Annotated in this window: 21 protein-coding genes; 12 read left to right on the top strand and 9 right to left on the bottom strand. The window is 34.9% G+C overall.

What is annotated here, in order from left to right:
* Nucleotides 1-332, top strand: a 332-nt coding sequence (locus BAQ44_RS03965; protein ID WP_071720900.1) for an LPXTG cell wall anchor domain-containing protein, incomplete at its 5' end; no start/stop codon positions are given.
* 106 nt (nt 333-438) lie between these two features.
* Here the strand turns inward: BAQ44_RS03965 and BAQ44_RS03960 are convergent.
* Together BAQ44_RS03960 and BAQ44_RS03955 are read right to left on the bottom strand one after the other, a co-directional pair.
* Complete coding sequence (locus tag BAQ44_RS03960; RefSeq protein ID WP_071720899.1) at nt 439-1,044, bottom strand: DedA family protein; 606 nt, start codon at nt 1,042-1,044, stop codon at nt 439-441.
* Nucleotides 1,045-1,150: 106 nt separating this feature from the next.
* Nucleotides 1,151-1,786: a GNAT family N-acetyltransferase gene (locus BAQ44_RS03955; RefSeq protein WP_071720897.1), complete on the bottom strand. Its 636-nt coding sequence runs from the start codon at nt 1,784-1,786 to the stop codon at nt 1,151-1,153.
* Between the two features lie 109 nt (nt 1,787-1,895).
* Between BAQ44_RS03955 and BAQ44_RS03950 the strand changes: the two genes are divergently transcribed.
* The gene (locus BAQ44_RS03950) at nt 1,896-2,714 is read left to right on the top strand and encodes a MerR family transcriptional regulator (protein WP_071720895.1); all 819 of its coding nucleotides are present in this window, start codon (nt 1,896-1,898) and stop codon (nt 2,712-2,714) included.
* A 79-nt stretch (nt 2,715-2,793) separates the two neighbouring features.
* Here the strand turns inward: BAQ44_RS03950 and BAQ44_RS03945 are convergent, their stop codons facing one another.
* The gene (locus BAQ44_RS03945) at nt 2,794-3,264 is read right to left on the bottom strand and encodes a hypothetical protein (RefSeq protein ID WP_061679992.1); all 471 of its coding nucleotides are present in this window, start codon (nt 3,262-3,264) and stop codon (nt 2,794-2,796) included.
* A gap of 151 nt (nt 3,265-3,415) precedes the next feature.
* Between BAQ44_RS03945 and BAQ44_RS03940 the strand changes: the two genes are divergently transcribed.
* Together BAQ44_RS03940 and BAQ44_RS03935 are read left to right on the top strand one after the other, a co-directional pair.
* Complete coding sequence (locus BAQ44_RS03940; protein WP_116758351.1) at nt 3,416-4,930, top strand: SulP family inorganic anion transporter; 1,515 nt, start codon at nt 3,416-3,418, stop codon at nt 4,928-4,930.
* A 197-nt stretch (nt 4,931-5,127) separates the two neighbouring features.
* Nucleotides 5,128-5,499, top strand: coding sequence for a hypothetical protein (locus BAQ44_RS03935; RefSeq protein WP_071720891.1), 372 nt, complete (start codon nt 5,128-5,130; stop codon nt 5,497-5,499).
* A gap of 110 nt (nt 5,500-5,609) precedes the next feature.
* Here BAQ44_RS03935 and BAQ44_RS03930 read toward each other — a convergent pair whose 3' ends face one another.
* On the bottom strand, nt 5,610-6,491 hold the full coding sequence (locus BAQ44_RS03930; protein WP_071720889.1) for an accessory Sec system S-layer assembly protein: 882 nt from the start codon (nt 6,489-6,491) through the stop codon (nt 5,610-5,612).
* 14 nt (nt 6,492-6,505) lie between these two features.
* A complete protein-coding gene (secA2, locus tag BAQ44_RS03925) occupies nt 6,506-8,872 on the bottom strand; it encodes an accessory Sec system translocase SecA2 (protein WP_084669458.1) in 2,367 nt (788 codons plus the stop codon).
* A 282-nt stretch (nt 8,873-9,154) separates the two neighbouring features.
* On the opposite strand from secA2, the gene BAQ44_RS03920 reads away from it, so the two are divergent.
* The 4 genes from BAQ44_RS03920 to BAQ44_RS03905 all read left to right on the top strand — a co-directional run bounded on the left by BAQ44_RS03920 (nt 9,155) and on the right by BAQ44_RS03905 (nt 18,354).
* Entirely contained in the window at nt 9,155-10,675 is a 1,521-nt protein-coding gene (locus BAQ44_RS03920; RefSeq protein ID WP_071720885.1) for a putative polysaccharide biosynthesis protein, read from the top strand.
* Between the two features lie 141 nt (nt 10,676-10,816).
* The gene (csaB, locus tag BAQ44_RS03915) at nt 10,817-11,914 is read left to right on the top strand and encodes a polysaccharide pyruvyl transferase CsaB (protein ID WP_071720883.1); all 1,098 of its coding nucleotides are present in this window, start codon (nt 10,817-10,819) and stop codon (nt 11,912-11,914) included.
* Between the two features lie 656 nt (nt 11,915-12,570).
* Nucleotides 12,571-15,051: an S-layer homology domain-containing protein gene (locus tag BAQ44_RS03910; RefSeq protein WP_071720881.1), complete on the top strand. Its 2,481-nt coding sequence runs from the start codon at nt 12,571-12,573 to the stop codon at nt 15,049-15,051.
* Between the two features lie 714 nt (nt 15,052-15,765).
* Nucleotides 15,766-18,354, top strand: a complete 2,589-nt coding sequence (locus BAQ44_RS03905) for an S-layer homology domain-containing protein (protein WP_071720879.1) — start codon at nt 15,766-15,768, stop codon at nt 18,352-18,354.
* A 104-nt stretch (nt 18,355-18,458) separates the two neighbouring features.
* On the opposite strand, the gene patB1 is transcribed toward BAQ44_RS03905, so the two are convergent.
* From patB1 to BAQ44_RS03890, 3 genes are all read right to left on the bottom strand, one after another.
* Nucleotides 18,459-19,649 carry a secondary cell wall polysaccharide O-acetyltransferase PatB1 gene (patB1, locus tag BAQ44_RS03900; RefSeq protein WP_071720877.1) on the bottom strand — a complete coding sequence of 397 codons (1,191 nt, stop codon included), beginning with the start codon at nt 19,647-19,649 and terminating at the stop codon, nt 18,459-18,461.
* Nucleotides 19,650-19,755: 106 nt separating this feature from the next.
* The gene (locus BAQ44_RS03895) at nt 19,756-21,171 is read right to left on the bottom strand and encodes an MBOAT family O-acyltransferase (protein ID WP_071720876.1); all 1,416 of its coding nucleotides are present in this window, start codon (nt 21,169-21,171) and stop codon (nt 19,756-19,758) included.
* A 222-nt stretch (nt 21,172-21,393) separates the two neighbouring features.
* A complete protein-coding gene (locus tag BAQ44_RS03890) occupies nt 21,394-22,773 on the bottom strand; it encodes an O-antigen ligase family protein (protein WP_071720874.1) in 1,380 nt (459 codons plus the stop codon).
* 309 nt (nt 22,774-23,082) lie between these two features.
* Here BAQ44_RS03890 and BAQ44_RS03885 point away from each other — a divergent pair, with 309 nt between their 5' ends.
* The 3 genes from BAQ44_RS03885 to BAQ44_RS03875 all read left to right on the top strand — a co-directional run bounded on the left by BAQ44_RS03885 (nt 23,083) and on the right by BAQ44_RS03875 (nt 24,648).
* Nucleotides 23,083-23,871, top strand: coding sequence for an enoyl-CoA hydratase (locus BAQ44_RS03885; RefSeq protein WP_061680313.1), 789 nt, complete (start codon nt 23,083-23,085; stop codon nt 23,869-23,871).
* A gap of 112 nt (nt 23,872-23,983) precedes the next feature.
* Nucleotides 23,984-24,304 (top strand): YjcN family protein, encoded by a 321-nt coding sequence (locus tag BAQ44_RS03880; RefSeq protein ID WP_071720871.1) that lies wholly within the window; start codon nt 23,984-23,986, stop codon nt 24,302-24,304.
* A gap of 17 nt (nt 24,305-24,321) precedes the next feature.
* On the top strand, nt 24,322-24,648 hold the full coding sequence (locus BAQ44_RS03875) for a nucleoside triphosphate pyrophosphohydrolase (protein WP_001277346.1): 327 nt from the start codon (nt 24,322-24,324) through the stop codon (nt 24,646-24,648).
* A gap of 21 nt (nt 24,649-24,669) precedes the next feature.
* Here BAQ44_RS03875 and BAQ44_RS03870 read toward each other — a convergent pair whose 3' ends face one another.
* Nucleotides 24,670-24,849: a hypothetical protein gene (locus BAQ44_RS03870; protein ID WP_071720869.1), complete on the bottom strand. Its 180-nt coding sequence runs from the start codon at nt 24,847-24,849 to the stop codon at nt 24,670-24,672.
* Nucleotides 24,850-24,975: 126 nt separating this feature from the next.
* Here BAQ44_RS03870 and BAQ44_RS03865 point away from each other — a divergent pair, with 126 nt between their 5' ends.
* Nucleotides 24,976-26,025, top strand: a complete 1,050-nt coding sequence (locus tag BAQ44_RS03865; protein WP_071720867.1) for a M42 family metallopeptidase — start codon at nt 24,976-24,978, stop codon at nt 26,023-26,025.
* The last annotated feature ends 173 nt before the right edge of the window (nt 26,026-26,198 follow it).

Genomic DNA, 26,198 nt, shown 5'->3' with positions numbered 1-26,198 from the left:
TGACAGAAGAACCGAACGTGTTAGAGAAACCAGAGGTAAAAGAGAAGCCGGAAATTTTAGTAACACCAAAAGAAGAGCAAACTAAAGAAGAAACAAAAGAAGTATTAAACAAACAAAGTGTACAAGAAAAAGTAGAAGTACAAAACAAGCAAGAGGTACACAGTAAAGCAGAAGCACAAAATAAATCTGAAGTATCATCGAGTGAAGAAGGTAATAAGAAATCGAAACTTCTTCCTCAAACAGGTGGAGCATCAACTGAATCTACTTCTGTTATTGCGGGTATGTTAGCATTAATTTTAGGGGCGAGGTTGTTTAGACGTTCAAAAAATTAATGATGAGAGTTCGTTCGAAAACGAAATGTATGTAAAAAAGCGGAGACGATAAGTCTTCGCTTTTTTCGTACTTAGCTAAATTGAATTTTACTTATTAAGTATTGTTTTAATTGATACGTTTTAAAATCATATGCTTTATGTTTTTACGAAATCGGATGATTAGCGTAATGATAATCATACCGAAGAGAATTTCCCATATGTGTTGCCCGAGTATTTGGAAGATCTCATCTAAATTTTCACCTAACCAATAACCGCCGATCAAGAAGAAGGATACCCAAAATAGAGCCCCGGAATAAATTGTCATCGCAAAGCGGCGAAATGGTAAGTTGATAATGCCTGCAAAGTACCCTGTGAAATGGCGGACACCTGGGATGAAAAAGGCGATAAAGATTAAAAAGTAGCCGTATTTATCGAACCATATTTTTGTCAAATTAATTTTTTTGGAGGTTAAAAATACATATTTCCCGTACTTTTGAATGAAGGGCATGCCTAGTTTATTTCCTACAAAGTATTGGAAGGTCATACCTACACTTGTCCCAATAAAAGATAACAGAATTAAAATTGGCAAGCTTAAATCACCTTGGTGCGATAAAAATCCTGCATAGGCTAATGTAGGCTCCCCTGGAAACGGAAGCGCAATATATTCTAAAAGTAAACCGACAAGTACTACATAATACCCGTATTGCTGAAATAATTCATGAATCCATTCCATGTTATGAGCTCCTTTTAAAGTGAGTTCTCTCTATTTGAATCGAGTTAAGGCCATACTCAATATAGCTCTTTGCTAAGTAGCAAAGAGCATTGAAGTGTACATGTTACTATGAGTTAAAGTTATAGCGGTACAAAAATACGTTGAAATCTTCTTCTGTTGGTCCGAAATTAACGGCTTTTTCTTGTATGCGTTGGAAGTTTTGTCTGTCATAAAATTCATAGTTGCATTCGTTATCTGTATATAAATATAAAGATGTTACGTCTTCTTTTTTCATGTATTGGAATAGATGACTTAGTAAAGACTTTCCAACTCCAAGACCTCTTGATTCTTCGGATACGATGAATAATTGTATGCAGCCTTGAAATTGATCTTCTTTTCCTTGAATGAGTTCTTTATATGTTTTTTGTACTTGTATAAATGCTTTTAAAAATTCTCTATTCTCTTTATTCGTTATGAATAGCTTTAGCGTGTTAAAGGCAAAGCTAATAGTGTTATGGAATCTTTTTAAACGGTTTTTATCTTTTTCAGAATCGCCTAAAATGACACCAATCACTTTATTATCTTTTTCAGCTACTTTACTGAAGGAACTCCCTAAAATACAACTGTGTAAATAAAAGTTTAATACTGAGTTTAAGAAGTTTTTATCGGCAATGAATTCATTAAATCCAAATGCTTCACCGATTAAATGTTTGATAGGCTCATAGTCTTCCTTAACAAGACTTCTATATTTTACTGTGTTCATAATTGTATACTCCCTTTATTAATGTAAATGACTTATTATAAATAGTAAGGTCTCCTCTAAGGGGAGAGTCAATGGTTGCATACGAAAAAATATAAGGGAAGAGATATAAATGAAAAAGTTATTTTCTATTGGAGAAGTTGCAAAAATAAAGGATATTACGATAAAAGCGCTAAGATACTATCATAAGATGGGGATTCTGATTCCAAAACATGTTGAGGAATCAACTGGGTATAGATATTATTCGATAGATCAATTTATTCACATTGATATTATAAAAAGCTGTCGAGAATTGAACACGAGCATAGTAGAGCTGCAAGAGATTTTTAAAGAAAGTAACACAGATAAATTGCTACAATTTTTACAATTGAAGAGAGAAGAAGCGGAAGAGCATATAAAGAAAATGAAAGAGGTAATGGAAACGATTGATGACTTACATGCGAAAGTAGTGAGTTCACAGGAAATATTAAAGAATGATGAAATCTCTATTGAATGTTTTGACCAGCGTTATGTCGTTGTTGCGCCTTGTAAAGAAGTAGGGAGTTTACAGGAGTTACTGTATTATTCTGATTTAGAGAAAATCGTGCAAGAGTATGAAGAGAAGATGGAAATGGAGATGGGGATTCTCTACAACGTAAATGCAAATTGGGATGTAGAACCGAAGTATGTATTTAATAAGGTACGAGATGATGTACATATGGAAGAGATGCAAAATATAAAAGTATTACCGGGCGGAAAATATATAACGTTAGCGTACAGTAAAGAGAATGAGGAAGAATGTCGAAATACCATAATGAAATACGTAAAAGAAAATAGTATAGAAGTAGAGAGTTTTATTGAAGTGGAGTTAGTTAGTGATATTTTTAATGCGGAGACGTATAGTTGTCAAATTCAAATTTTGATAGGGGATAGTGAGAATAAGAAGTTTTGATGCTATATATTTAGGGGGGCGCCTACTTATTAATAAGAAAGACCATCCCAAAAAAATGGGATGGCCTCCTTAAATCGTATTATTTACGTGAAAATCCTTCTTCATCAAGGTATTCCGCAGCTTCTGGATAAGAGTTGAATGTACCATCTAAGTTTACACCAGCGTAAACGTTCCACATGTCATCCTCTTGAATAAGAGTTAGGATATGACCGTCTTCGTTCTTCCATTCTTCTTCAGCAGCAGGTTCCATTGGTGCTACAATTTCCTCTGGCTCTTGTGATAGACGTTCAATTACTTTTTCAATTAATGAACGTAGTTCTTCTTCTGAAAACTCACGGATGTTAATCATACCTTTATCATCTGTTTTATAACCTTTAATGAAGTTTGCATATACAAATCCGTTTCCATTTGGGTGTAAATGATATACGACGTTCTTTTTATCTAAACGACTTTCTTCAAAGTGAAAGTTTACGCGTTTTAGTGATACGTTCTTTCTTTCTAATTCAGGGAAAGATTCAATAATCGATAATTTTTCTTCAAAAGTTAGCATAGTGCCTCCAAATATATAATAAAAGATTTAATTTGTTCATTATAACATAGTTATAATAGTTTCCAAAGGTAAGGAGAGGCATATAATTGAATGCGTTTACGTCACGATACTGTAAAAAGTGGGCTAACGAATGTATTCTTTTAGGTGTACAATGGAAAATGGACTTAATGTGAAGGTGGTTATTTATATGTTTCAAAAAATAGCAAAGGAATGTTTAGCAGGTTTTACTGTTGCGATTGTTGCGTTGCCACTTGCCATTGCATTTGGTATTGCTGCAACGGGAACGTCTGAGGGAGCACTAGTCGGATTGTATGGTGCAATTTTTGCAGGTTTATTTGCGGCTTTATTTGGCGGGACACCTGGGCAAGTTACGGGGCCAACTGGACCGATTACTGTTATCGCAACAGGCGTTATTGCGACGCACGGATTAGAGGCGAGTTTTATAGCCTTTATGATGGCGGGACTGTTTCAAATTTTATTTGGTGTATGTAAGCTTGGTTCTTACGTGCGATATATTCCGTATCCTGTCGTTTCAGGATTTATGAACGGAATCGCATTAATTATTATTTTAGGTGAAATAAAGCATGTGCAAAATAGTTTTCTACTCGTAGTATTAACGATTATTGTAATGATTGTTTCTGGAAAATGGATTAAGGCTATTCCATCTAGTTTAGTTGCATTAGTCGGTGTGACTGCTTTGCTTCCTTTATTTTCTTCTGCGTTAGAAGGGCTTACAGTGAAGTTACCGATTATCGGAAACTTGTCATTAAATAAGGTGATTGAGAAGATCGGGACGATTCCAGAAGCGATGCCGACGCTTCATATTCCATCTTTAAGTGGAACAGGCATCGCAGAACTTATTTTACCAGCGCTTAGTATTGCTTTATTAGGATCGATTGACTCGTTGTTAACATCGGTCGTAATGGATAATGTGACAGGTACACGTCATAAAAGTAATAAAGAACTGGTCGGACAAGGTATCGGTAATATGGTGAGCGGATTGTTTGGCGGATTAGCAGGGGCAGGAGCGACTGTACGGTCTATCGTGAATATAAGAAGTGGCGGTAAAACGGCGCTTTCAGCAAGTATGCATAGTGTTATATTATTTATTTTCATTATGGGACTAGGATCAGTCGTGCAATACATTCCGCTTGCTGTATTATCAGGTATTTTAATTTTAACTGGTATTGGTATGTTTGATTGGGAAAGCATGAAGAAAATGCATGTAGCACCAAAAGGTGATGTTATCGTTATGCTCGTAACGATGGTTGTCACAGTGAAGTTTGATTTAATGATCGCTGTTGCGTTCGGTATTATTCTTTCGTTCATTATATACATGGTGAAATGTAAAGAACGTAAAGCTTCTATTATAAAAGAAAAGGAAGCGACGTATAAAATTAAAGGCCCACTTTCTTTTTTAACAGTAGATCGTATTTTTTATGCGTTACAAGACGTAAAGTCTCCGGTTGTTTTACGTATGAAAGATGTGCGCTATATGGATGTATCAGGAGCTATGGCGTTGTTAAACTTTGTTGAGCAGTCGGATAAAGCGGGCGCGAGTGTGGCGCTGGAACAAGTGCCTGCTCATATTGAAAATACGTTAGTAACGATGGCGAGTAATGAGCAGAAAGATAAATTACAGTTTGTAAAAGCTGAAGCTATATAAGGAAATGCCCTCTTATGAGGGTGTTTTTTATTCTGTTTAATATCTCTATATAGAGATATTTTGTGTTTATTGACATTTATTAATCTTAGCAGTATAGTAACATCTTAGATTAGCAATGTGCTATTATAAAAAGGTATATGAATTTTGAGATTCCTTTATATTCAGAAGGAAGAGCTTTAAGCTGGAGGGAATATTTGATGTACAAACAGTTACCACATGGAGTGAAGATCGGGATTACGCGATCAATTGTTGTTTCTTTTGAGAAGTATATGAAAGAAATTGAATGGAATGAAGAAAAATTTGATATGCAGCAATTTGTTGAACAGTGGAAACAATACTTATACACAAAATCAGCTTGGATCAATAAAGTAGATGATCAGTTGAAAGGACATCCAGATTTCCATCAAGCATTAGCAGTGAAAGTGAATGAAAAAATTAACGAGCTTATTAATGAAGAGCCGAGCGAAGAGCAAGTAGAGCAATTAAAGAGAAATAAAGTGCAACACGCAGATGAAATGTGCAAATTAGAAGCTGAATATCATATTGAACGTTTATTAGTAACGAAGTAAATTTTACATAAAGAATAAGCCTGTCCAAGGAGGTGTGATGACCATCTTTTTGAACAGGCTTTTTGTATGAAAAAGAATAAGAGAGGCTGCTTTGGAAGCAGCCTCTCTTATTAGTCTTGTGGTACAAACGCTTTCCAAGAAGATAGATCCATATCTTCTTTTAATATAGATGAAGCAGGGAAGACGAATGACCACGGTTTTGTAGTGTTCGCTTTAATTTCAAGATTCGGTAATGTGAAAGCACCTTTCACAACAACCGCACCTGAAGCATCTTCAATATGAAGAGGAAGTTGCTCTAGTTGAATGTTGTCTTTGCAACCGTTACGAATAAGAAGCGTTGTATGTAAATCACCGTTTTCTTTTCTTGCAGCTTGCAGGCCTAGGAAGTTAATTTCACCATCATTTGGAGGTGTTAAATTGTCTACGAAATTACGTAAAGCTTCTTTGCTTGCTTCAGGTAACTGAGCTTCCCAAGATGGGTCTAAATCTAATACATGCTTACTTTCAAGTTCAAATGCTAATTCCCAATCTGTTTGCGATAATTCAGCATCTGTAATTGTTTCTTGCTCAAACGTAAAGATGAATGGCATATTTACGTTTGCAGGAATATCTCCTAATGCAGAAAGATTAAATGTTTTGCGGGCACATAGTTTTTTCTCTTTATTTAGAAGGATTAATGTAACCTCTTCGAAAGAAATTGGTTTCGGAACAGTGCTACGAATAAATACAGCTACGTCATAACCATTATCACGTTTTTCAATCTCAATTCCAGATAAAGAAATTTGATATTCTTGTAAACGTGTTAGTTCTTTATGTAAAAATTGATAAATGTATTTTTGTTCTTGTGCTACTGCACCCCAGCTTGGGTGGAAGTAAAGCGTTGGTTTTACAGTTTTATTTTCAGTATTTGTTTCTTCTTGTCCGAATAATTGATTACTAGAGACGGTTGTATCTTTTCCGCTTTTCTTAGCTCTTTTTAGGAATGATAACATAATCTTTCACCTCGTTATTGTACGTTTTCAGGAACACCTAAATGTCTTGCAACATAGCGGCACATTTCTTTTTCGAAATTACCATATGTGTATAAAAAGATATCTAAACCTTCTTTTTGATAAAGACGAGTAGGGTCTTCTTGTTGATATTGTCTTAGCCCGATGCCTTCTTTTAAGTGGGTCATCGCATCTAAGTGATTTACCCAGTTCTGATCTAGGAAATGAAGGGCAACATAGCGTAGCGACTGCTGTAAATCAGTATGGCTATTTAGTTCATTTACGCGCTCTTTATAAAGAGATAATGTTTCTTTCAAAACGGATTGTAAATCTTCCGGTGAATGTACATTATTCGCTGATAGTGATGGCATGTTTGTTACTGGTAAAATTTCGTTTATATTTTCTGTTAAACGAGCGAAATCCCATTCTTCCGGAAGCATACCTTCTAGAAGATATTGCTTAGAAATGGCTTCTACAGCATGATCAATCATTGGAATAATAATTTCAATCATATTTATATCTTCTTGTAACAAGTTATTACGTAATTTATAAATAACGTTACGTTGGTCATTTATTACATCATCTAACTTTAAATTGTACTCACGCATTGAGAAATGGCTACCTTCACAAATTAATTGTGTACGGTTCACGAAATCATGGACTTTAGAAGTTAGAATAAGTCCTGTTTCATCTGTTTTCAGTGATTTGTTTAATTTCTCGACTTCTTCTTGTGCGAAACGTTTTAGCATTTCATCTTCTAAAGAAAGGAAGAACTGAGAGCTACCTGGATCTCCTTGACGACCAGCACGACCTTTTAGCTGATTGTCAACGCGTCTTGATTCATGGCGTTCTGTTCCAATTACATGTAATCCACCAATTTCATGGACACCCTCACCTAGTAAAATATCAGTACCTCGTCCGGCCATATTCGTCGCAATTGTAATTTGTCCTTTTTGTCCAGCTGTTGCGATTAAATCGGCCTCTTGTTCTGCACTTTTTGCATTTAATAATTGATATGTAATATGCGCTTCATCTAAGTAACGAGCAACGGTTTCTGATTGTAAAATAGACATTGTCCCAATTAAAATCGGGCGTCCTTGTTTATTGTGTTTTAGAACATCTTCACGTACGGCTTTATATTTAGCATCGGCTGTTACGTACACGACGTCATTTTTGTCTTCACGAATGATAGGACGATTTGTCGGAATCGGCATAACTTCCATGTTATATACACGGTTAAATTCTTTCTCTTCCGTTTTTGCTGTACCTGTCATACCAGATAATGCTGGATACATACGGAAGAAGTTTTGAATTGTAATGGATGCCTGTGTTTGGTTTTCTTCTGTGATTTCTAAACCTTCTTTCGCTTCAAGAGCTTGGTGTAAACCATCACTTAAAGAACGGCCATCCATAACGCGGCCTGTGAAAATATCTACAAGTAGAATTTTTTCATCATGTACAATATAGTCAACATCACATTGGAAAGCGACATGAGCTCGTAATGCTTGAATCATATAATGATATAAAGTTTGATGTTCTAAATCATATAGGTTATCGATATCAAATAAATCTTCTGTTTTTGTAATACCGTCTTCTGTAAAACTAGCAGATTTCGTTTCTGCATCGTACGTGTAATGAAGAGTATCCTGGAATGACTTAATAACTTTTGCACATAAATAGTGTAAATCAGAGCTGCTTGATTTCTTACCAGCGATAATAAGAGGCGTCTTCGCTTCATCAATTAAAACGCTATCAATCTCATCGATAATCGCAAAATGATAGGGACGTTGTACCTGCTCATTTTTTGAAGAGGCCATATTATCACGCAGGTAGTCAAAGCCAAATTCTGTTCCAATACCATATGTAATATCAGCTTCGTAAGCAAGTTTCTTTTCGGAAGGATCGATTTGAGGAATATTCAATCCAACCTTTAAACCTAGAAATTCATGAACTTGGCCAATTAATTCTTTATCTCGTTTTGCTAAATAGTCGTTTACAGTAATAACGTGAACACCTTTTCCTTCAAGAGCACGTACGTATGTTGGAAGAGAAGAAACTAATGTTTTCCCTTCGCCAGTTGGCATCTCTGCAATATTACCTTCTAATAGTACAAGACCACCAATTAACTGCACATCGTAGTGGCGTAATCCAAGTACACGCTTTGCAGCTTCACGTACAACAGCGAACGCCTCTACTTTTATATCATCCACTGTTTTTCCATCGTTTAGCATGTTTTTAAATGTAATAGTTTTATGACGTAAGTCTTCATCAGATAAATCAGATAGTTTTTCTTCTAGATTATTAATGTCTTGAACAAGTTGTTCATATTTTTTTAGTTTTCTCTTTTGAGAATCTCCTAACAGCTTTTTTACCGAATTCAGCATGTTGTAAACACTCCTCTTACTGACAATAGCTACATTATAGCACATGTTTATCCGGAATAAGTAGAAGTAGTAAATTGAAGAAAAAACTGGATAGAAATAAGGTGTTATGACATATGATATATTTAAAAGCCGTAAAGAAAGAGAGTATTCAATGTATAATAAATTTGGTATGATAGCTAAATGAGATAAAGTGAAATTTTTCAAAAAAGAGAAGAATATAGTTATCTCGTTTTATGATGTAATAGGTATGGAAATTATATATTGAAAGAAAAGAGCTAGAAGATGAATAATAAGTTTGTGAAAGGCGCTGCGATTTTAACGATTACAACGTTTTTATCGAAAGTGTTGGGAAGTTTTTTTCAAATCCCATTACAAAATATAGCAGGAGATGAAGTGCTTGGGATTTTCCGCCTTGTTTTTCCTGTATATATGATAGCTTTAACTTTATCAGTAGCGGGAGTACCGCTAGCTATATCGCAGTTAATCGCTGAACTTCATGAGAAGAATGATAAAGATGGGATTGCCAAACTATTTACGTCAGCATCTATTATTGGAGTAATATTTGGGGTGCTTGGATTTTCGGTTATTATGATTGGATCAAGTATGTTTGCAAATATGCTTGGTGGACAGGATACGAGACTCCCCTTAATTATCACTTCGTTTGCTTTATTAATCGCACCATATATGGCGGTATATCGAGGGTATTTTCAAGGTTTTGGAGATATGATTCCTACCGGGGTGTCACAAGTAATTGAGCAGTTCATTCGTGTTTTCTTTATGTTAGCAATTGCATTCTTATTCGTATCTTGGAATAAAGATAGTGATGTTGTAACAGGCGGTGCAATGATTGGTTCTTGCCTTGGGGTAATTACGTCACTTATCTATTTGAGATTGAAGTATGTAAAAAGTATATATCGTTATAAAAGTAATACATATTCACTGCAAGACTTTAAAGGTAATGCAAAAAAGATACTTCAGGTTTCGATTCCAATTGCAATTGGGGCATTATCGATGCCGGTGTTAAATTTAGTTGATTCTGTAACGATTCCACATATGCTACATGAATCAACTGCAACGATTCAAGAACAATTTGGTATATATAGTCGTGGCTTTGCGTTTACACAATTAATTGTCGTGTTTGCAAGTGCGATGGTATTTCCGTTAATCCCATTGTTAACTGCTGCATTAACGAAGAAAAATACAGCGTTAGCAAAACAAACAATTGAACGAACAAATGAACTTGCTCATGTTTTAACAACGCCGATAACAATCTGGCTCATGGCACTTGCAGTTCCGTTAAATGTCGGATTGTTTACAGATGCGAAAGGGAGCGGCATGTTAGCTATTTTAATTGGTAGTTCGTACTTCACATCACTTATGGTATTATCAATAGGAATTTTGCAAGGAATTAATCGTTCTAAGCAAGCGGCGTGGATAGTTGTTGGAGCGAGTTTTGTAAAAGTCATATTAAATATAGTACTCGTAAGTCAATTTGGCATAACTGGTGCGGCTTATAGTACACTTATCATATATATCATGATTTGTATCGTAAATTATATATACATTCGAAAAGAAGTGGCTTATTCGATTCGAATGGGAAGATTTTTTGCTGTAATTGGAGTATCTAGTATAGTAGGTATAGGGTTATATTTCACATCTACTGTAATAAATGTGGTAGATTCTAGACTTATTGCAGTAATATATAGTGGTTTAGCATTTTGTGTGGCCTTGTTCATATACGGCATATGCGCACTAAAGTTGAACTGGATATCCAAAAAGAAAATTCCATTTTTGCGTAAGTAAATTTGTTTATAAATGAGTATGGTTATGTATATGTTTGTGAAAGAAATCAATTTGAAGTTATCCAACTTTTCTTATTAAAGAGTTGATAGCAATTTGTTGAATGACAAAAAGTTGATTGCGAAATGTTGGAGGAGATTAAGAGTGCGGTTAGTTTTATCAGGATATTATGGTTTTTATAATGTTGGGGACGAAGCAATTTTGCAATCAATTATTAAAGCACTACATGAAGAGGATCCTACTCTTGAGCTTGTTGTACTTTCGAATGACCCCGACTATACAAGAAAAATGTACGGTGTAGAGGCAGTAAATCGCTGGGATATAAGAGCAATTTATAAGGAAATAAAGAAAAGTAATGGTTTAATTAGCGGAGGGGGAAGTCTCCTTCAAGATAAAACGAGTATTAAAAGTATTTTGTACTATACAGGTATTATGCGGATTGCTCGTTTTTTGAAGAAACCGTATTATATTTATGCGCAAGGCATTGGTCCAATTACGAAAAAACAAAATCGTTTATTAGTGAAATGGCAAGTATCAAAAGCGGCATATATATCAGTTCGTGATGAAGATTCATTTTTGTATTTAAAAGATATGGGTATTAAGAAAGATATCGAACTAGTTCCAGATCCAGTATTGGCATGTCAACCAGAAGGAATGAAATCGAATTGGCTGCAAAAACATTCGATTCAAGGGAAAGTAATTGCAGTTAGTGTGAGATATTGGGATGCGAAAGAAGATTATATGAAGAAGCTAGCAGATACGCTGAAAAAATTTAAGCGTGATGGCTACCACATTTTATTCGTACCAATGCATGGGCCATTTGATCAAAATGCATCACGCGATATTATTAACTTAATGGGAGAAGAAGCTCACATGCTTCCGTATAAGCTGGATATCCATGAAAAAATTGCAATTTTGTCGGAATGTTCGCTTCTAATAGGGATGAGACTTCATGCGCTCATATTATCTGCGGTTGCTAATATTCCTATGGTCGGTATTTCATATGATCCAAAGATTGATTCATTTTTACAACAAGTAAATCAGCCGATTATCGGAAACGTAGATGGTGACTGGACAGCTGAAACTTTGTATAATGTGGCAACGAAGCAACTAGAACAAAAAGAATATGTACAAGCAACATTGGAACAAAGAGTAGAAGAATTGCGAGAACAAATTTCAACAGCGTCTCGCTATATCATAAGTGACTTGAATTCAAAAGAGTTTGAAAAAAGAGGAATGTAATCTTAATTTAAGAGGACACCCTCTTTTTTATTTTTTGAAAAAAAGAAAATGTCGAAAGAAAAGAAATATTTGTAGAAAAATGTCGAAATACATAAGTGATTTTAAACGTACGCTCATAAAAAAGAAGTTTGAGGGATAAGATGTATGTTTAATAATCCTAACATTCATATATAGAGAATGTTAGGATTTGGCGTTTTATCTGGTAATTATAAGAAAATAGGTATGGTAATTTTGAAAAATCGGAAGGTAAGAAAGATGTCGAATTATATAAAAATAAACTGTCGATTAATGTCGTAATATCTTTATAACCAGATATTGAAATTGGAAACGTTTTTCTGCTATAGTTGTAAATGGTTATGAAAAAATTATTTGAAATGTAATTATGGCGTGTTTTTCTGTCTGTTTAAAATATTCTGATTTTATAATCTGGATTTTTAAAATAAAAGTCGAAAAAACAACCGCTCAGAATTACGAAAATTCACTTTTTTGTCGAATTTCAGATTTTTGATTGGATAAAAATGGTGTATACTTTCTTTGTGATTCTATACAAAGAATACTTTAACCACATTTATATCTACTAGTTTCAATAATAAATAGAATATCTATTTAAAAACTTATGGAACTAGTATTACATTCCTAAGGAGGAAATATATAAAATGGCAAAGACTAACTCTTACAAAAAAGTAATCGCTGGTACAATGACAGCAGCAATGGTAGCAGGTGTTGTTTCTCCAGTAGCAGCAGCAGGTAAAACATTCCCAGACGTTCAACCTGGTTCTTGGAGTGCAGAGTACATTGATTATTTAGTAGCAAAAAAAGCAATCGAAGGTAAGCCAGACGGAACATTCGCTCCAACTGAAGCAATTGATCGTGCTTCTGCAGCGAAAATTATGGCAATTACATTAGGTTTAGAAGTTAAAGATGGTGCAAAACCAACTTTCAAAGATGCTCAAGATTCATGGGCTGCTAAATATATCGCAGCTGTTGAAAAAGCTGGCATAATTCAAGGGGATGAAACTGGTAAGTTTAATCCAAACAACCAAATTAATCGTGCTTCTATGGCAACAATGATCGTAAAAGCATACAAATTAGACAGCAAAGTAAGCGGAGAATTAGAAACTAAATTCCCTGATTTAATCCCTCACTGGGGTAAAGACGCTGCTAACATCTTAGTTGCTTTAGATATCACTAATGGTACTGGTAATGGTTGGGAGCCAGATAAAGCTGTGACTCGTGCAGAAGCTGCTAAATTCATTGCTAAGACTGACATGCAGTTCGGACAAAAAGAAGAAGCTAAAGTTGAGTCTATTAAAGCAATCAACGCTAAAGAGATCGAAGTTAAACTTGGCGCTACAGTGAAAGAAGAAGATGTGGCGAAAGCGGCATTTAATCTTTCTCAAGGAGTTAATAACGAAATAAAAGTTACTGCAAAAATCGGTGAAGACAAAAAATCTGTAATCTTAACTTTAGAAGATGGTAAAAGACTTGAGAAAAACAATGCTTATGTTGTAACTGTTGAAAAATTAAACACTGCTGAAGGTAAAGAAATTCCAAAAGCATTAGAAGTTATCTTCTTTAACGATGAAGTAGCTCCAACTGTATCTACAGTATCTACTCCAGACGGAAAAGTTAAAGTTGTATTCAGCGAGAAATTAGATACAAATACGCCTGTTAGAGTTGTAATTAATGGTCAAGACATTAAAGGAGAAGTTAAAGATAATACTTTCACTTCTAGTGCAGCTTTAAATCTTGAAAATGGTAAAGAATTCTCAATCATCGTAACTGGTGCTACAGATTTATCTGATAACACTATGGAAATGTACGAAGGCAAAGCTACTTACAAAGTAGAAAAAGATGTTACAGCTCCAGAATTTAAAGCTATTAAAGTGAAAGACCTTGTTGAGGGTACAGCTACTTTAGAAGCTACATTCTCTGAAGAACTTTCTGAGGCAGGTACAGTAGTTGTTAAAAAAGGAAATGAAGTAGTAAAAGGTGCTACAATTGCTCTTGATCAAGATAAAACAAAAGCAATCGTAACAGTGCCAGCTGCTCTTACAGAAAAAGAAACAACTGCAAACCTTACAGTTGAATTTACTGGTTTCAAAGATTTAAATAACAACGTAGGTAAGCAAGTATCTAAAGAAGCAAAAGTTGCAAAAGATGTTGTAGCTCCTAACTTAGTAAAAGTTGAGGCTGGTCAAGATAAAACAGCTACATTTACTTTTGATAAAGATGTAAATGTATCAGAAACTGCGCTAGGAAAATTACGTATCTTTGATGTAAACACAAGTCAAGAAGTAAAAGCTGTGAAAGTAGAAAAAGTTGCTGACAATGCAAAAGCAATTAAAATAACATTCAAAGAAGTTGGTACTTATAAAGTAGCGGCACCAAAAGGATTTGTACAAGATACAGCTGGAAACGAAGCTGCAGCATTTACTAAAGAAGTAAAAGTTGAAGATAAAAAAGTAGAAGGTGACAAAGACAAAGTTGCACCAAAAGCAACAGATGTTGACTTTGCTAAAGACAGCAAAACAAAACTTATAGTGAATTTTGATAGAGTAGTAAAAGGTGGACAAGGTGCTGATTCAGCTTCTAACGTAAACAACTACACATTAGCTGGTGCTAAATTACCAGAGGGTACTTTAATTGTTGTTAATGAAGGTGGTAAATCAGTAACAATTGAGTTACCAGAAACATTTACTTTCGAGAAAAAAGAAACAATTAAATTCACAGTAGCTAACGTTGCAAATAAAGACGGCGTGAAAATGGGTACAACAAACCTATTATTAACAGTTGAAGATACAAAAGCTCCTGAGTTCAAATCAGCTAAAATCGTAGATGCAGGCAATAAGAAAATTGCACTTACATTCTCTGAAGCTGTAGATGTTAAGGCTGAAGATTTCGTATTAGACTTAAATGGTCTTAAGTTAAATACAACTGAGGCTAAAATTGAAAAGAATGGTACTAACGAAGTAGTATTAGTTCTTAACTCTGAGAAAGAAACAACTTCTTTAGCTTCTGGTACATTAACAGTTAAAGCTAATGAAGTTAATGGTAAAGTAGTTTTAAACACAACTGATACTTCTGATAACAAAAATGTACTTGTTGCTTTCAAACCAGTAACAGCAACTCGCTAATTGAAATTTATTTCAATAGAAAGAGCCCACAACATGTGGGCTCTTTTTTTGTGATTAATTTTTATATAAAACGATCTCTAAAAAATAAATCATCTTTTGCAGATTAGTAGTTAGTTTTATTGAGAAACAAATCGAAAACGTTTTCAAAAATAGAAGAATACCTCATCGATATGTAAATTATTTGTAAATTCACACCTTTTTTTGTTAAAAATACATTCGAAAAGAAGAAGAAAATGTCGAAATGCAATATTTTCAGTCGAATGTAGTCTGAAAATTGTATTTATTGTAAAAAATATTTAAGTGATGAAGTGGAAATATGTGCTATAATTCCAATTGTGTATTCGATATGAAAAATATACGAAGCGCAGTGAGAGTGGTTTATAGGAAAACAGTTTGTTCATTTCTATATTTGAGCATTATTAATATGCTAATAATGCGATTGGAAGACTGAATTATCAGAATGTGTCGAATCTTCTTTTGAGAAAGTTCTTGATAACGAATGGTTTTGTATAGTATGATGAACTTGTTTCAAAAAATGGTATTTAAACCTTATATTTACATCTAACGGTTTGTATCATTTTATTATGTGAACTACTTTTCATTATAGTGTTTTTGTTTGTGTTTTTATTGTTTTATGGTTTTTCTAACTAGCTAGTTTCAAATTTAATATGATATGAAACTAGTAGCATATTCCTGAAGGAGGAAATTTATAAAATGGCAAAGACTAACTCTTACAAAAAAGTAATCGCAGGTACAATGACAGCAGCAATGGTAGCAGGTGTTGTTTCTCCAGTAGCAGCAGCAGGTAAATCATTCCCAGATGTTCCAGCTGGTCATTGGGGATTAGATTCTATCAATTACTTAGTAGATAAAGGTGCAATCGAAGGTAAGCCAGATGGTACATACGCTCCAGCTGAAGAGATTGACCGTGCTTCTGCAGCGAAAATTATGGCAATTACATTAGGTTTAAAAGTTGAAGAGGGTGCACAACCATCTTTCAAAGATGCTAAAAATCATTGGGCTTCTAAATACATTGCAGCTGTTGAAAAAGCGGGTGTTGTTAGAGGTGATGGTAAAGAGAACTTCTCTCCAGATAAAAAGATTGACCGTGCTTCATTCGCTTCTATGATCGTAGGTGCTTATAACTTAAAAGATAAAGTGAACGGCGAGTTAGTTACAAAATTTGAAGATTTATTAGATCATTGGGGTGAAGAAAAAGCAAACATCCTAATCAATCTTGGACTTTCTGAAGGAACAGGCGGAAACAAATGGGAGCCAAATAAATCTGTATCTCGTGCAGAAGCAGCTAAATTTATCGCAGTAGCAGATAAAAAATATGGCAAAAAAGATAATGCACAAGCAAATGTAGCCGATGTGAAAATTTCTGAACCAGCGAAATTAACATTAACAGGAACTAGTTTAGATAAGCTTGCTGCTGAAGATGTAACTCTTGAAGGAGACAAAGCTGTTGCGATTGAAGCAAGTGCTGACGGTACTTCTGCAGTTGTAACACTTGGTGGTAAAGTAGCTCCAAATAAAGATCTTACTGTAAAAGTGAAAAATCAATCATTCGTAACGAAATTCGTATACGAAGTTAAAAAATTAGCAGTTGAAAAGCTTACATTTGATGATGATCGTGCTGGTCAAGCAGTTGTCTTCAAATTAAACGACGAAAAAGGTAACGCTGATGTTGAGTACTTAAACTTAGCAAACCATGACGTCAAATTTGTAGCAAATAACTTAGACGGTTCACCAGCAAACATCTTTGAGGGTGGAAACTCTACTTCTTCTACAGGTAAACTTGGTGTTGGTCTTTCACACGGTGACTATAAAGTAGAAGTACAAGTTACAAAACGCGGTGGTTTAACAGTTTCTAACACTGGTATTATTACAGTGAAAAACCTTGATACACCAGCTTCTGCAATTAAAAGCACTGTATTTGCGGTAGATGCAGATAAAAACGGTGTAGTATACGGTAATAAACTTACTGGAAAAGACTTTAAGCTAAACAGCCAAAACTTAGTTGTTGGTGAAAAAGCACAGATTCATAACGTAGTTGCTACAATTGCTGGAGAAGATAAAGTTGTTGATCCAAACTCAATCAGTATTAAATCTTCAAACCACGGTATTATTTCTGTAGTAAACAACTATATTACGGCTGAAGCTGCTGGTGAAGCTACACTTACTATTAAAGTAGGCGACGTTACAAAAGATGTTAAATTTAAAGTAACGACTGATTCTCGTACATTAAAATCAGTAAAAGCTAACCCAGATAAATTACAAGTTGTTCAAAATAAAACATTACCTGTTACATTCGTAACAACTGACCAATATGGCGATCCATTTGGTGCTAACGTAGCTGCAATTAAAGAAGTTCTTCCAAAAACTGGTGTAGTTGCAGAAGGTGGATTAGAAGTAGTAACGACTGACTCTGGTTCAATTGGTACAAAAACTATTGGTGTTACAGGTAACGAAGTAGGAGAAGGTACAGTTCACTTCCAAAATGCTAACGGTGAAACTCTAGGTTCATTATATGTGAACGTAACAGAAGGTAACGTTGCATTCAAAAACTTCGAACTTGTATCTAAAGTAGGTCAATACGGCCAATCACCTGATACAAAACTTGACCTAAATGTTTCTAACACAGTTGCATACCAATTATCTAAGTACACTTCAGATCGCGTATACTCTGATCCTGAAAACTTAGAAGGTTATGTAGTTGAGTCTAAAAACGAAAAAGTAGCTGAAGCTAAAATCGTTGGAAATAAAGTTGTTGTAACTGGTAAAACTCCAGGTAAAGTTGATATCCACTTAACGAAAAATGGTGCAACTGCTGGTAAAGCGACAGTTGAAATTGTTCAAGAGAAAATTGCTATTAAATCTGTAAACTTCAAACCAGTTCAAACAGAAAACTTCGTTGAGAAGAAAATTAATATCGGTACTGTATTAGATCTTGAGAAGAGTAACCAAGATGATATCGTAAAAGGTATTAACTTAACGAAAGATACACAACATAAAGTACGCGTTGTGAAATCTGGTGATAACCAAGGTAAACTTTACCTTGATACAAATGGTAATGCTCACTTCGATTTATTCGATCAAGAGCTTGGTCATGTAACAGTATCTCAAACAAGTGATTCTGCACTTCCAAACTTCAGTGCAGACATCTACAATACTTTAACTACTAAGTACACTGACAAAGGTACATTAGTATTCAAAGTATTAGGTGAGAAAGATGTTCTAACAAGCGAAATCGGTTCACAAGCTGTACACGTGAACGTGCTTAACAACCCAAATCTATAAGTCGATTATAGATAAAGTGAAAAATCAGTGGGGATTTATCCGCGCTGATTTTTTTCGTAAATATCGAAAAGAAGCCTCTTGTAATTTTTACAAGAGGCTTCTTTCTATTTCTTAAACTTAAACATATCCCCACTCAAATTCGAATCACTATACACGAACAATACCATGTTAATGTTGTTGTCTTTTATGTATTGATATACATCTTTTTCGTGATAGTGACGCAGGTCAAGGATGGATGTATGTTTAAAGCTTTGTGCTAAGTGTGGCACGATTGCGTTTGCGAATGAGTCTTTTAGGACTAAGGCGCGTACTTCATTTGGTGCATTGTTATTTTCAAAGACGATTTCTGGATAGTCGTCCGTGTAATAACCTGCGTATGATGTTATGTCTTTTTGTTTTTCTACGCCGTATATGCTATCTAAGTTTTGATGAACAGTACCTGTCACATCTTTTGCGGTTACGCTTGTGAAGTTGAAACCGTCTTTCGGTGTGTAGTAGCACAATTTTTCACCCGTTGCATCGATGAGTTGGTATAGTTGGTTGTTGAAGCTTCCGACTAAATGTTTATTTTGCGCACATGTACGAGTGTAATCTTCTTTTTTTATTTCTTTTCCTTTATATATAGAAGATTGTTGCCCGATTGTGTTCATTATATATTGATAGCCTAAGAAGGCACCGTCCATATTCCAATGATGATCTGTTTTGAAATACATGTCCTGTATTTCTTCGTTCGTATAGTTCTGTTTAAATTGCTCCATCAGTTTTATTGGCTTTACGTCAGCTGGAAGTTTTTTTAGAAAGTAATTTAAATTGTCCTGTGCATATGTATAAATATGAGAAGGTAATTTAAATGATAAAGCATTCGTTTTTGACGGTGGTAAAGCAAAGTAAAACTCAACGTTTTGTTCTTTTGAAAACTGAGATAAGTCGTTTATATCGGGCATGGATTGGTCAATTTCATTATATTTTTTCGTCCACGCTGGATTTTTTAGGAGCCATTTATCATCAGTCAAAATAATGTCGTTAATGAGAGCTTTGCCCATATTAATTTGGGCAATTGTATAGCTTTTAATAAATTCATCTCGTCCGATTAGTTGATCATTTGTGTATGTTTCAAAATCTTTAAAGAAGCTACCAGTTAGGAGCGCTTCTTTCGTCAGTGCAGGTTTTTGAGCGAGCGGTCGATTTTCAACTGGTGAAATGGCTCGGTCTGTTTTGAGTAACGATAATATGCCAAATGAAAAGATAATGGTGAGAAAACCAATTAACAGGATGAGGTTCCCCAATTTTTTCATAATAACTTTTCCTTCCTACATAAAGTGAAACTTTAATCAGTGGGGAGCATCCCCCGCTGATTATTAGCCTTTACCAATTCGGATGCCCGGTAAATAGCGGGATAAGTTAAAACCTGAAATAAATAAATGGATTATATGTTGAGTTAATCAAGTACATAACCGAAATCATAAATAATGTTAGTAATAATATAGGACGTACAAATTGCATCGTGAACATATACGTTTTTGGCGCAAGTTCAAGTATGTTTTTCATTCGTTTCAAAATTGGTGTCGCTGCGATAAAGGCAATGAGAAATACGATAATGTATTCATGTACGTATAACATTGTATTGTCGTCGATGAAAGATTGCCCATTTATGCCGAACATCGCTTTAAAATATTGGAACGAGTAAGCGAAGTTGTCAGCTCGGAAGAACACCCAGCCGATCATAACGATTATTAATACGTATGCATGTTGCAGTGGTTTCCATAGTTTGTTTAATATTTTTTCGAATCCGGCTTTTTCAATTGAAATAATAAAGCCGTAATATAAGCCCCAGGCGATAAATGTCCAACTCGCCCCGTGCCATAAACCAGTTAATCCCCATACGATGAAGAGGTTACGATAATTCGCTAGTTTTGAAACGCGGTTTCCGCCGAGCGGGATATATATGTAATCGCGGAACCAAGAACCAAGTGTAATATGCCATCTTCTCCAAAACTCTGAAATAGATTTAGAGATGTATGGGTAGTTGAAGTTTTTCGGGAAATCAAATCCGAACATTTTTCCAATTCCGATTGCCATATCAGAGTACCCTGAGAAATCGAAATAAATTTGCAGTGTGTAGGCGATAATACCGATCCATGCCGTTCCAACACTTATTTCAGATGGTGGTAAGGCAAATATTTTATCGGCTACAAAACCTACTTGGTTGGCGATTAATATTTTTTTTGCTAGTCCGAGAACGAAAATTTGAATACCTTCTGTGAATCGTTCAAAAGAATGGATGCGCGTTTTAATTTGCTCAGCGACGATATTGTAACGAACAATTGGTCCGGCAATAAGCTGAGGGAAAATAGATATATATAGCGCTAAGTTAAGTGGATTTTTTTGAACATCCCCATCTTTACGGTATATATCGATGACATAAGACATCGCTTGGAATGTATAAAATGAAATTCCAATTGGTAGTGGAATAGGTTCCACATGAATAGATAAGTGCAATACGTTGTTTAAAATGTCTGTGAAAAAGGAAATATATTTAAAATAAGACAGTAATAAAATATTTCCGACCACAGCCATAATTAAAAATGTGACTTTCATATTTTTTCGTTTATCATAATGATGCACGAGTAGGCCGAAGCAGTAGTTTAATACGATAGAAAAGAGCATTAAAAGAACGAAACGCGGTTCGCCCCATGCATAGAAAATTAAACTAAATGCAAGTAATACGAAATTACGTAGCTCGGCACGCACTATAAAATAGAAAAATAATACGAGAGGTAAAAAGATAAATAAGAAAATCGAACTACTAAATACCAAAGGACTCTCCTCACTTTTTTCAAAATACATTTCGTGCAAAAAAACCGACATATCTATTATATATTCTTTTATATAATAGTGCCTTTAATATTTTAGCATGTTAATAATTCGATTAAAATAATTATTCCATTACTGTAGTAGAAAGAATTAGCACTTTGAATGCTAGAGGCGGTAAAGGATTGGAATAGAAAAGAAGCAGCATCCATTTGGATGCTGCTTCTTTTATTCTATTTCTAAATCAACAATTAAGTAAGCGAGTATCACAACAAAGAAAATGCTAACGGCTGGTGCTGTTAATACGTGTCCAGACATAAAGCCGATACCGAGCGATAAGACGAGTGTGCTAGCTAGTAGCATATGTTTTACGCTAAATAGTTTCTTGAAGTTTGTGATCAAGCGGATGAATATTTTTATACCGAAATAAAGAAGCGGCAGTAAGTACATAAGGAAGCCGACAATTCCGAATGCGAAGAATAGGTCGTGGAAATCCATTTCGACTAACTTCATTTTCGTTGTATAGTTACCAGCGTAGCCCATTCCAAATAGTTTTTGAGATAGTGGTGCTTCTTTATAGTATTGTTTGTATACGTTTAAAAACTTGTCACGATCACTATAAATTAAACTCTTCATTTCAGAGTCTGTTAGTTCGCCTTGCTTATGTTCTTCTTCTTGAACTTCTTTACCTTCTTTTCGGTCTTTTTCTTCTTGTACTGATTTTTTGTATTCATATATTTGTAAGTGGATGGTCATGTTTTTTGCGATAGGAGTTTGCGGTGTAAGTACGAGTAACCCTCCTAATACGACAGCAGCAACAATTGTGTTTACAAGATATATGAATCCTTTTCCTTCTTTTTTTCGATGTATCATATATTGAATGAATGAGAATAGTAGTGCAACGCCGAGCGTAACAATAATTGCACCATATCCTACTTTCGTTCCGACCATAAGGCTTGCATACATCGCGAGTACGGTTGGAATCCAGTAATAGAATTTCGAGAAAGATGTTGTTTTATGAACTGAGTATAAGACAACGATTGGGAACATGATTGCAAAAATAGCACTTAAATCATTCCCCGCAAAGAACCAGCCTCTTGAACCGATCTTTGAGTGCGGGTAGCTTTGGAAATCTGTGCCTGTTACCATTGCCGCAATGAGTGAAATACTCAAAATTAACGTTGCATATAAGAAATACGTAATGATTTTATGAAATACATATTCGTTATTTTTTAATTCTTTTAGTGCGATAATATATCCAAACAGTAGTACAATCGGATATACACTTTTCAAAATAAATTTCACTTCTTCTCCAAATGAAATTGGAGATTTAACCATTACATTATTCACAAGGCCGATTGCGAGTACGATGCCAAAGAGACATAAGTAGAGAATATACTTTTTTGCACCGTGTTGTTTATGATGAAGAAGTAGATAACCTAATGCAAGAAGCATAAAGGCGAAACGGACTACGATTCCGACTGTTGCGCTCATGTGTAATACATAGATTGAAAAAGACGTTAATAAATCTAAAATTGGTTGAAACACAATGAATAGCAGTAGGAAATGCGGGAAGTAGTTATCCGTTTGTTTAAACTTAGTAACCATATATTCCTCCATTTCTTCATTCCGTTATTTCAGCACCCCTCTATATAATAGGAAGGGGAATGAATTTCTATATTTGTTTTTTTATATCAGACTTAAGAATACACCATTTCATTGTAATGGTAAATAGATGAGGAGAGGCGATAAACCGACTTTAATTGCTATATTTTTTAACGAAATTGTATGTTTTATGCAGGGTTCTATACAGATTCTGATATTATTAGACAGAAAATTAAGAAAAAAAGAAGGGTTTTTCAACCTCTTTCTATAATTATATAAGTATAATCTTTATGCAGAAAAGAGGGGTATATAATGGAAGTAACAAGTAAAACAGAATCTGTTGTTGTGAAATATGAAGGGCACGTTGCAACGGTTATGGTCAATCGCCCAGAGGTGTTAAATGCATTAGATGAGCCAACATTAAAAGAGCTATTACAAAAACTGAAAGAAGTAGCGGAGAGTTCTGCGCATATTGTAGTTCTATGCGGGAACGGCCGTGGTTTTTCTGCGGGTGGAGATATTAAATCGATGCTTTCAAGTAATGATGAAAGCAAGTTTGATGGTATTATGAATACTATTTCTGAAGTTGTTGTAACTTTATATACGATGCCTAAGCTTGTGATTAGTGCGATTCATGGACCGACTGCTGGTCTTGGATTAAGTATTGCATTAACAGCTGACTATGTGATGGCGGATATATCATCCATTATTGCGATGAACTTTATTGGAATCGCTTTAATTCCAGATGGTGGCGGCCATTTCTTCCTTCAAAAGCGCGTCGGTGAAAATATGACGAAGCAAATTATTTGGGAAGGAAAGAAATTATCAGCAACAGAGGCGCTTGATATCGGCTTAATTGATGAAGTAATCGGTGAGGATTTCCAAACGGCTGTGAAGCAAAAAATTAGTGAATGGTCACAAAAGCCGATCAAAGCGATGGTTCAAACGAAGCAAATTTTATGTGAAGTAAATCGCTCTAATTTAGAACAAACATTGCAGCTTGAAAAACGTGGCCAATATGCGATGAGACAAACAGCGGATCATAAAGAAGGCATTGCTGCATTTTTAGAAAAACGTTTGCCAGCATTTAAAGGGGAATAAAGTGAAATTTGAATGAATGGTAGTTTTACTGCCGGTTAATTTAAGATAAAGGGGAGAAAGTGCTAACACATTTTAGTATAATTGTGTTAGCACTTTTTTTAAGGAGTAATATATGAAGAAAATTATCGGTGTTATCGGCATAATTGTAATAGCATATTATGCGTTACATAGTACACCATCTATGGCGGTACGAACTGCATTGTTTTTTGAAGGACATCCAAGCGTTGCGTTTTCTGGCGAGGTGACGAAAGAAAAAGATGTGAAAAAAGAAGCGATTCCAGCTGAGTACCAAACTCTATATGGTAAGGAAGAAGAAGGATCAGAGCACTATTTCTTTCCACACGTAAGAGCACATGGATCAGGAATTGATATGCTTAGTGCGTGCGTGACGAAGAAATGGTTTTTCTATACAGCAGAGCTCGGATGTTATTAAACATAGGAGGATGAATGATGTCAGCATATAACAAGTTAGTAAGAGATCGTGTTCCAGAGAAGATTTTGATGTCTGGAAAAACATATACAGCACAAAAATTAACAGGACACGCATACATACAAGCTTTAGCGAAAATTGGAACGGAAGAAATTCGTGAATTTGCTTCCATGAAAGAGCGTGAACATGCGCTTGATTCTCTTGCAGATGCACTGGAAGTGATCATCTCATTAGCGCGTGCAGAAGGTGCAACAATTGAAGATGTAGAACGTCTACGAAAGCAAAAAGAAATAGAGCGCGGTGGGTTTGAAAGAGGTATTTATTTATTAGATGTTTCAGAAGAATAGTTTCGTAGGGAAAGCATAGCGTTAGTGAGTAACGCTATGCTTTTTTGTTGCAATTAAACTAATAATGAAGAAGATAGCTGTTAATACCCAGCCAATTGTAATAGAAGTAGTAGTGTGAACTGCATAAGAAACTTGTAAACAAAATAATGATGTTAAAAACCAAATGAGTGCAATGTATATATATTTTTTTGATATATTCATATTTTATACCTCCTTTTGTATACTAAAAAGAATTTTACCGCAATTTAGAAAATTAAGCTATATGAGTAGAGGATTTATAGTAAATTCGGTATACTAAATAATAGAGAAAATGAGGAGGGAATGACAATGGTACATCATGCGAAAGAAACGATGGAACTTATTAAGGAGCTTGTCTCTATTCCGAGTCCATCTGGAAATACAGAGAAAATCATTCGTTTTATTGAAAACTATGTAAGTGAGTGGAACGTAGAAACGAAGCGTAACAATAAAGGCGCTCTTATTTTAACGGTAAAAGGAAAAAATGATGCACAGCATCGTTTATTAACGGCACACGTTGATACGTTAGGTGCGATGGTGAAAGAAATTAAGCCTGACGGTCGTCTAAGTCTTTCTATGATTGGTGGATTTCGTTGGAACTCTGTAGAAGGGGAATATTGCGAAATTGAAACATCAAGTGGTAAGACGTATACAGGAACGATTTTAATGCATCAAACATCTGTACATGTATATAAAGATGCAGGTGAAGCAAAACGTGACGAGAAAAATATTGAGGTTCGTATTGATGAGCGTGTCTTTTCAGCTGATGAAGTACGCGAATTAGGAATTGAAGTAGGAGACTTTGTTTCATTCGATCCGCGCGTTCAAATTACAGAGAGTGGATACATAAAATCACGTCATTTAGATGACAAAGTAAGTGTTGCGATTCTATTAAAATTAATTAAGAGATTACAAGATGAAAACGTAACATTACCATATACAACTCATTTCTTAATTTCTAATAATGAAGAGATTGGATACGGTGGTAACTCTAACATTCCAGAAGAAACGGTTGAGTATTTAGCGGTTGATATGGGAGCGTTAGGTGATGGACAAGCATCTGACGAATATACAGTATCTATTTGTGCAAAAGATTCTAGTGGTCCGTATCATTATGCGCTGCGTAAACATTTAGTAGAGCTTGCGAAAACGAACAATATTGAATATAAAGTAGATATTTATCCGTACTATGGATCGGATGCATCAGCTGCGATTCACGCTGGATTTGATGTGAAACATGCATTAATTGGAGCGGGTATTGACTCTTCTCATGCATTTGAGCGTACACATGAAAGCTCGATTGCACATACAGAAGCGCTTGTTTATTCATATGTATTATCAGAGATGATTGCGGAATAAGAAAAGAAATAGGCTGCCTCTTGTAGCCTATTTTTTGTTTGCAGAGAAATCGACTTTATTTAACAAAAAGTAAATTAATTGTAATTTATTTTACAATATTAAGAAAGTAGGTTTACTACATAATTCGAGTATTATAAAATAATAGGGGCGCACTAATTTTTTTTGTTCGGATT

The sequence above is a fragment of the Bacillus mobilis genome, assembly GCF_001884045.1.
GTDB classification, from domain to species: domain Bacteria; phylum Bacillota; class Bacilli; order Bacillales; family Bacillaceae_G; genus Bacillus_A; species Bacillus_A mobilis.
The sequence above is the reverse complement of the archived record's forward strand: the minus strand, read 5'-3'. Positions and strand labels throughout refer to the sequence as shown.

Coding starts and splice junctions, on each gene's coding strand:
- BAQ44_RS03905 (WP_071720879.1), top strand. CDS start 15,766: ATGGCAAAGACTAACTCTTACAAAAAAGTAATCGCAGGTACAATGACA.
- BAQ44_RS03930 (WP_071720889.1), bottom strand. CDS start 6,491: ATGTTATCATTCCTAAAAAGAGCTAAGAAAAGCGGAAAAGATACAACC.
- BAQ44_RS03940 (WP_116758351.1), top strand. CDS start 3,416: ATGGAAAATGGACTTAATGTGAAGGTGGTTATTTATATGTTTCAAAAA.
- BAQ44_RS03945 (WP_061679992.1), bottom strand. CDS start 3,264: ATGCTAACTTTTGAAGAAAAATTATCGATTATTGAATCTTTCCCTGAA.
- BAQ44_RS03955 (WP_071720897.1), bottom strand. CDS start 1,786: ATGAACACAGTAAAATATAGAAGTCTTGTTAAGGAAGACTATGAGCCT.
- secA2 (WP_084669458.1), bottom strand. CDS start 8,872: ATGCTGAATTCGGTAAAAAAGCTGTTAGGAGATTCTCAAAAGAGAAAA.
- BAQ44_RS03870 (WP_071720869.1), bottom strand. CDS start 24,849: ATGAATATATCAAAAAAATATATATACATTGCACTCATTTGGTTTTTA.
- BAQ44_RS03950 (WP_071720895.1), top strand. CDS start 1,896: ATGAAAAAGTTATTTTCTATTGGAGAAGTTGCAAAAATAAAGGATATT.
- BAQ44_RS03920 (WP_071720885.1), top strand. CDS start 9,155: ATGAATAATAAGTTTGTGAAAGGCGCTGCGATTTTAACGATTACAACG.
- BAQ44_RS03885 (WP_061680313.1), top strand. CDS start 23,083: ATGGAAGTAACAAGTAAAACAGAATCTGTTGTTGTGAAATATGAAGGG.
- patB1 (WP_071720877.1), bottom strand. CDS start 19,649: ATGAAAAAATTGGGGAACCTCATCCTGTTAATTGGTTTTCTCACCATT.
- BAQ44_RS03875 (WP_001277346.1), top strand. CDS start 24,322: ATGTCAGCATATAACAAGTTAGTAAGAGATCGTGTTCCAGAGAAGATT.
- BAQ44_RS03960 (WP_071720899.1), bottom strand. CDS start 1,044: ATGGAATGGATTCATGAATTATTTCAGCAATACGGGTATTATGTAGTA.
- BAQ44_RS03910 (WP_071720881.1), top strand. CDS start 12,571: ATGGCAAAGACTAACTCTTACAAAAAAGTAATCGCTGGTACAATGACA.
- BAQ44_RS03865 (WP_071720867.1), top strand. CDS start 24,976: ATGGTACATCATGCGAAAGAAACGATGGAACTTATTAAGGAGCTTGTC.
- BAQ44_RS03890 (WP_071720874.1), bottom strand. CDS start 22,773: ATGGTTACTAAGTTTAAACAAACGGATAACTACTTCCCGCATTTCCTA.
- BAQ44_RS03880 (WP_071720871.1), top strand. CDS start 23,984: ATGAAGAAAATTATCGGTGTTATCGGCATAATTGTAATAGCATATTAT.
- BAQ44_RS03935 (WP_071720891.1), top strand. CDS start 5,128: ATGTACAAACAGTTACCACATGGAGTGAAGATCGGGATTACGCGATCA.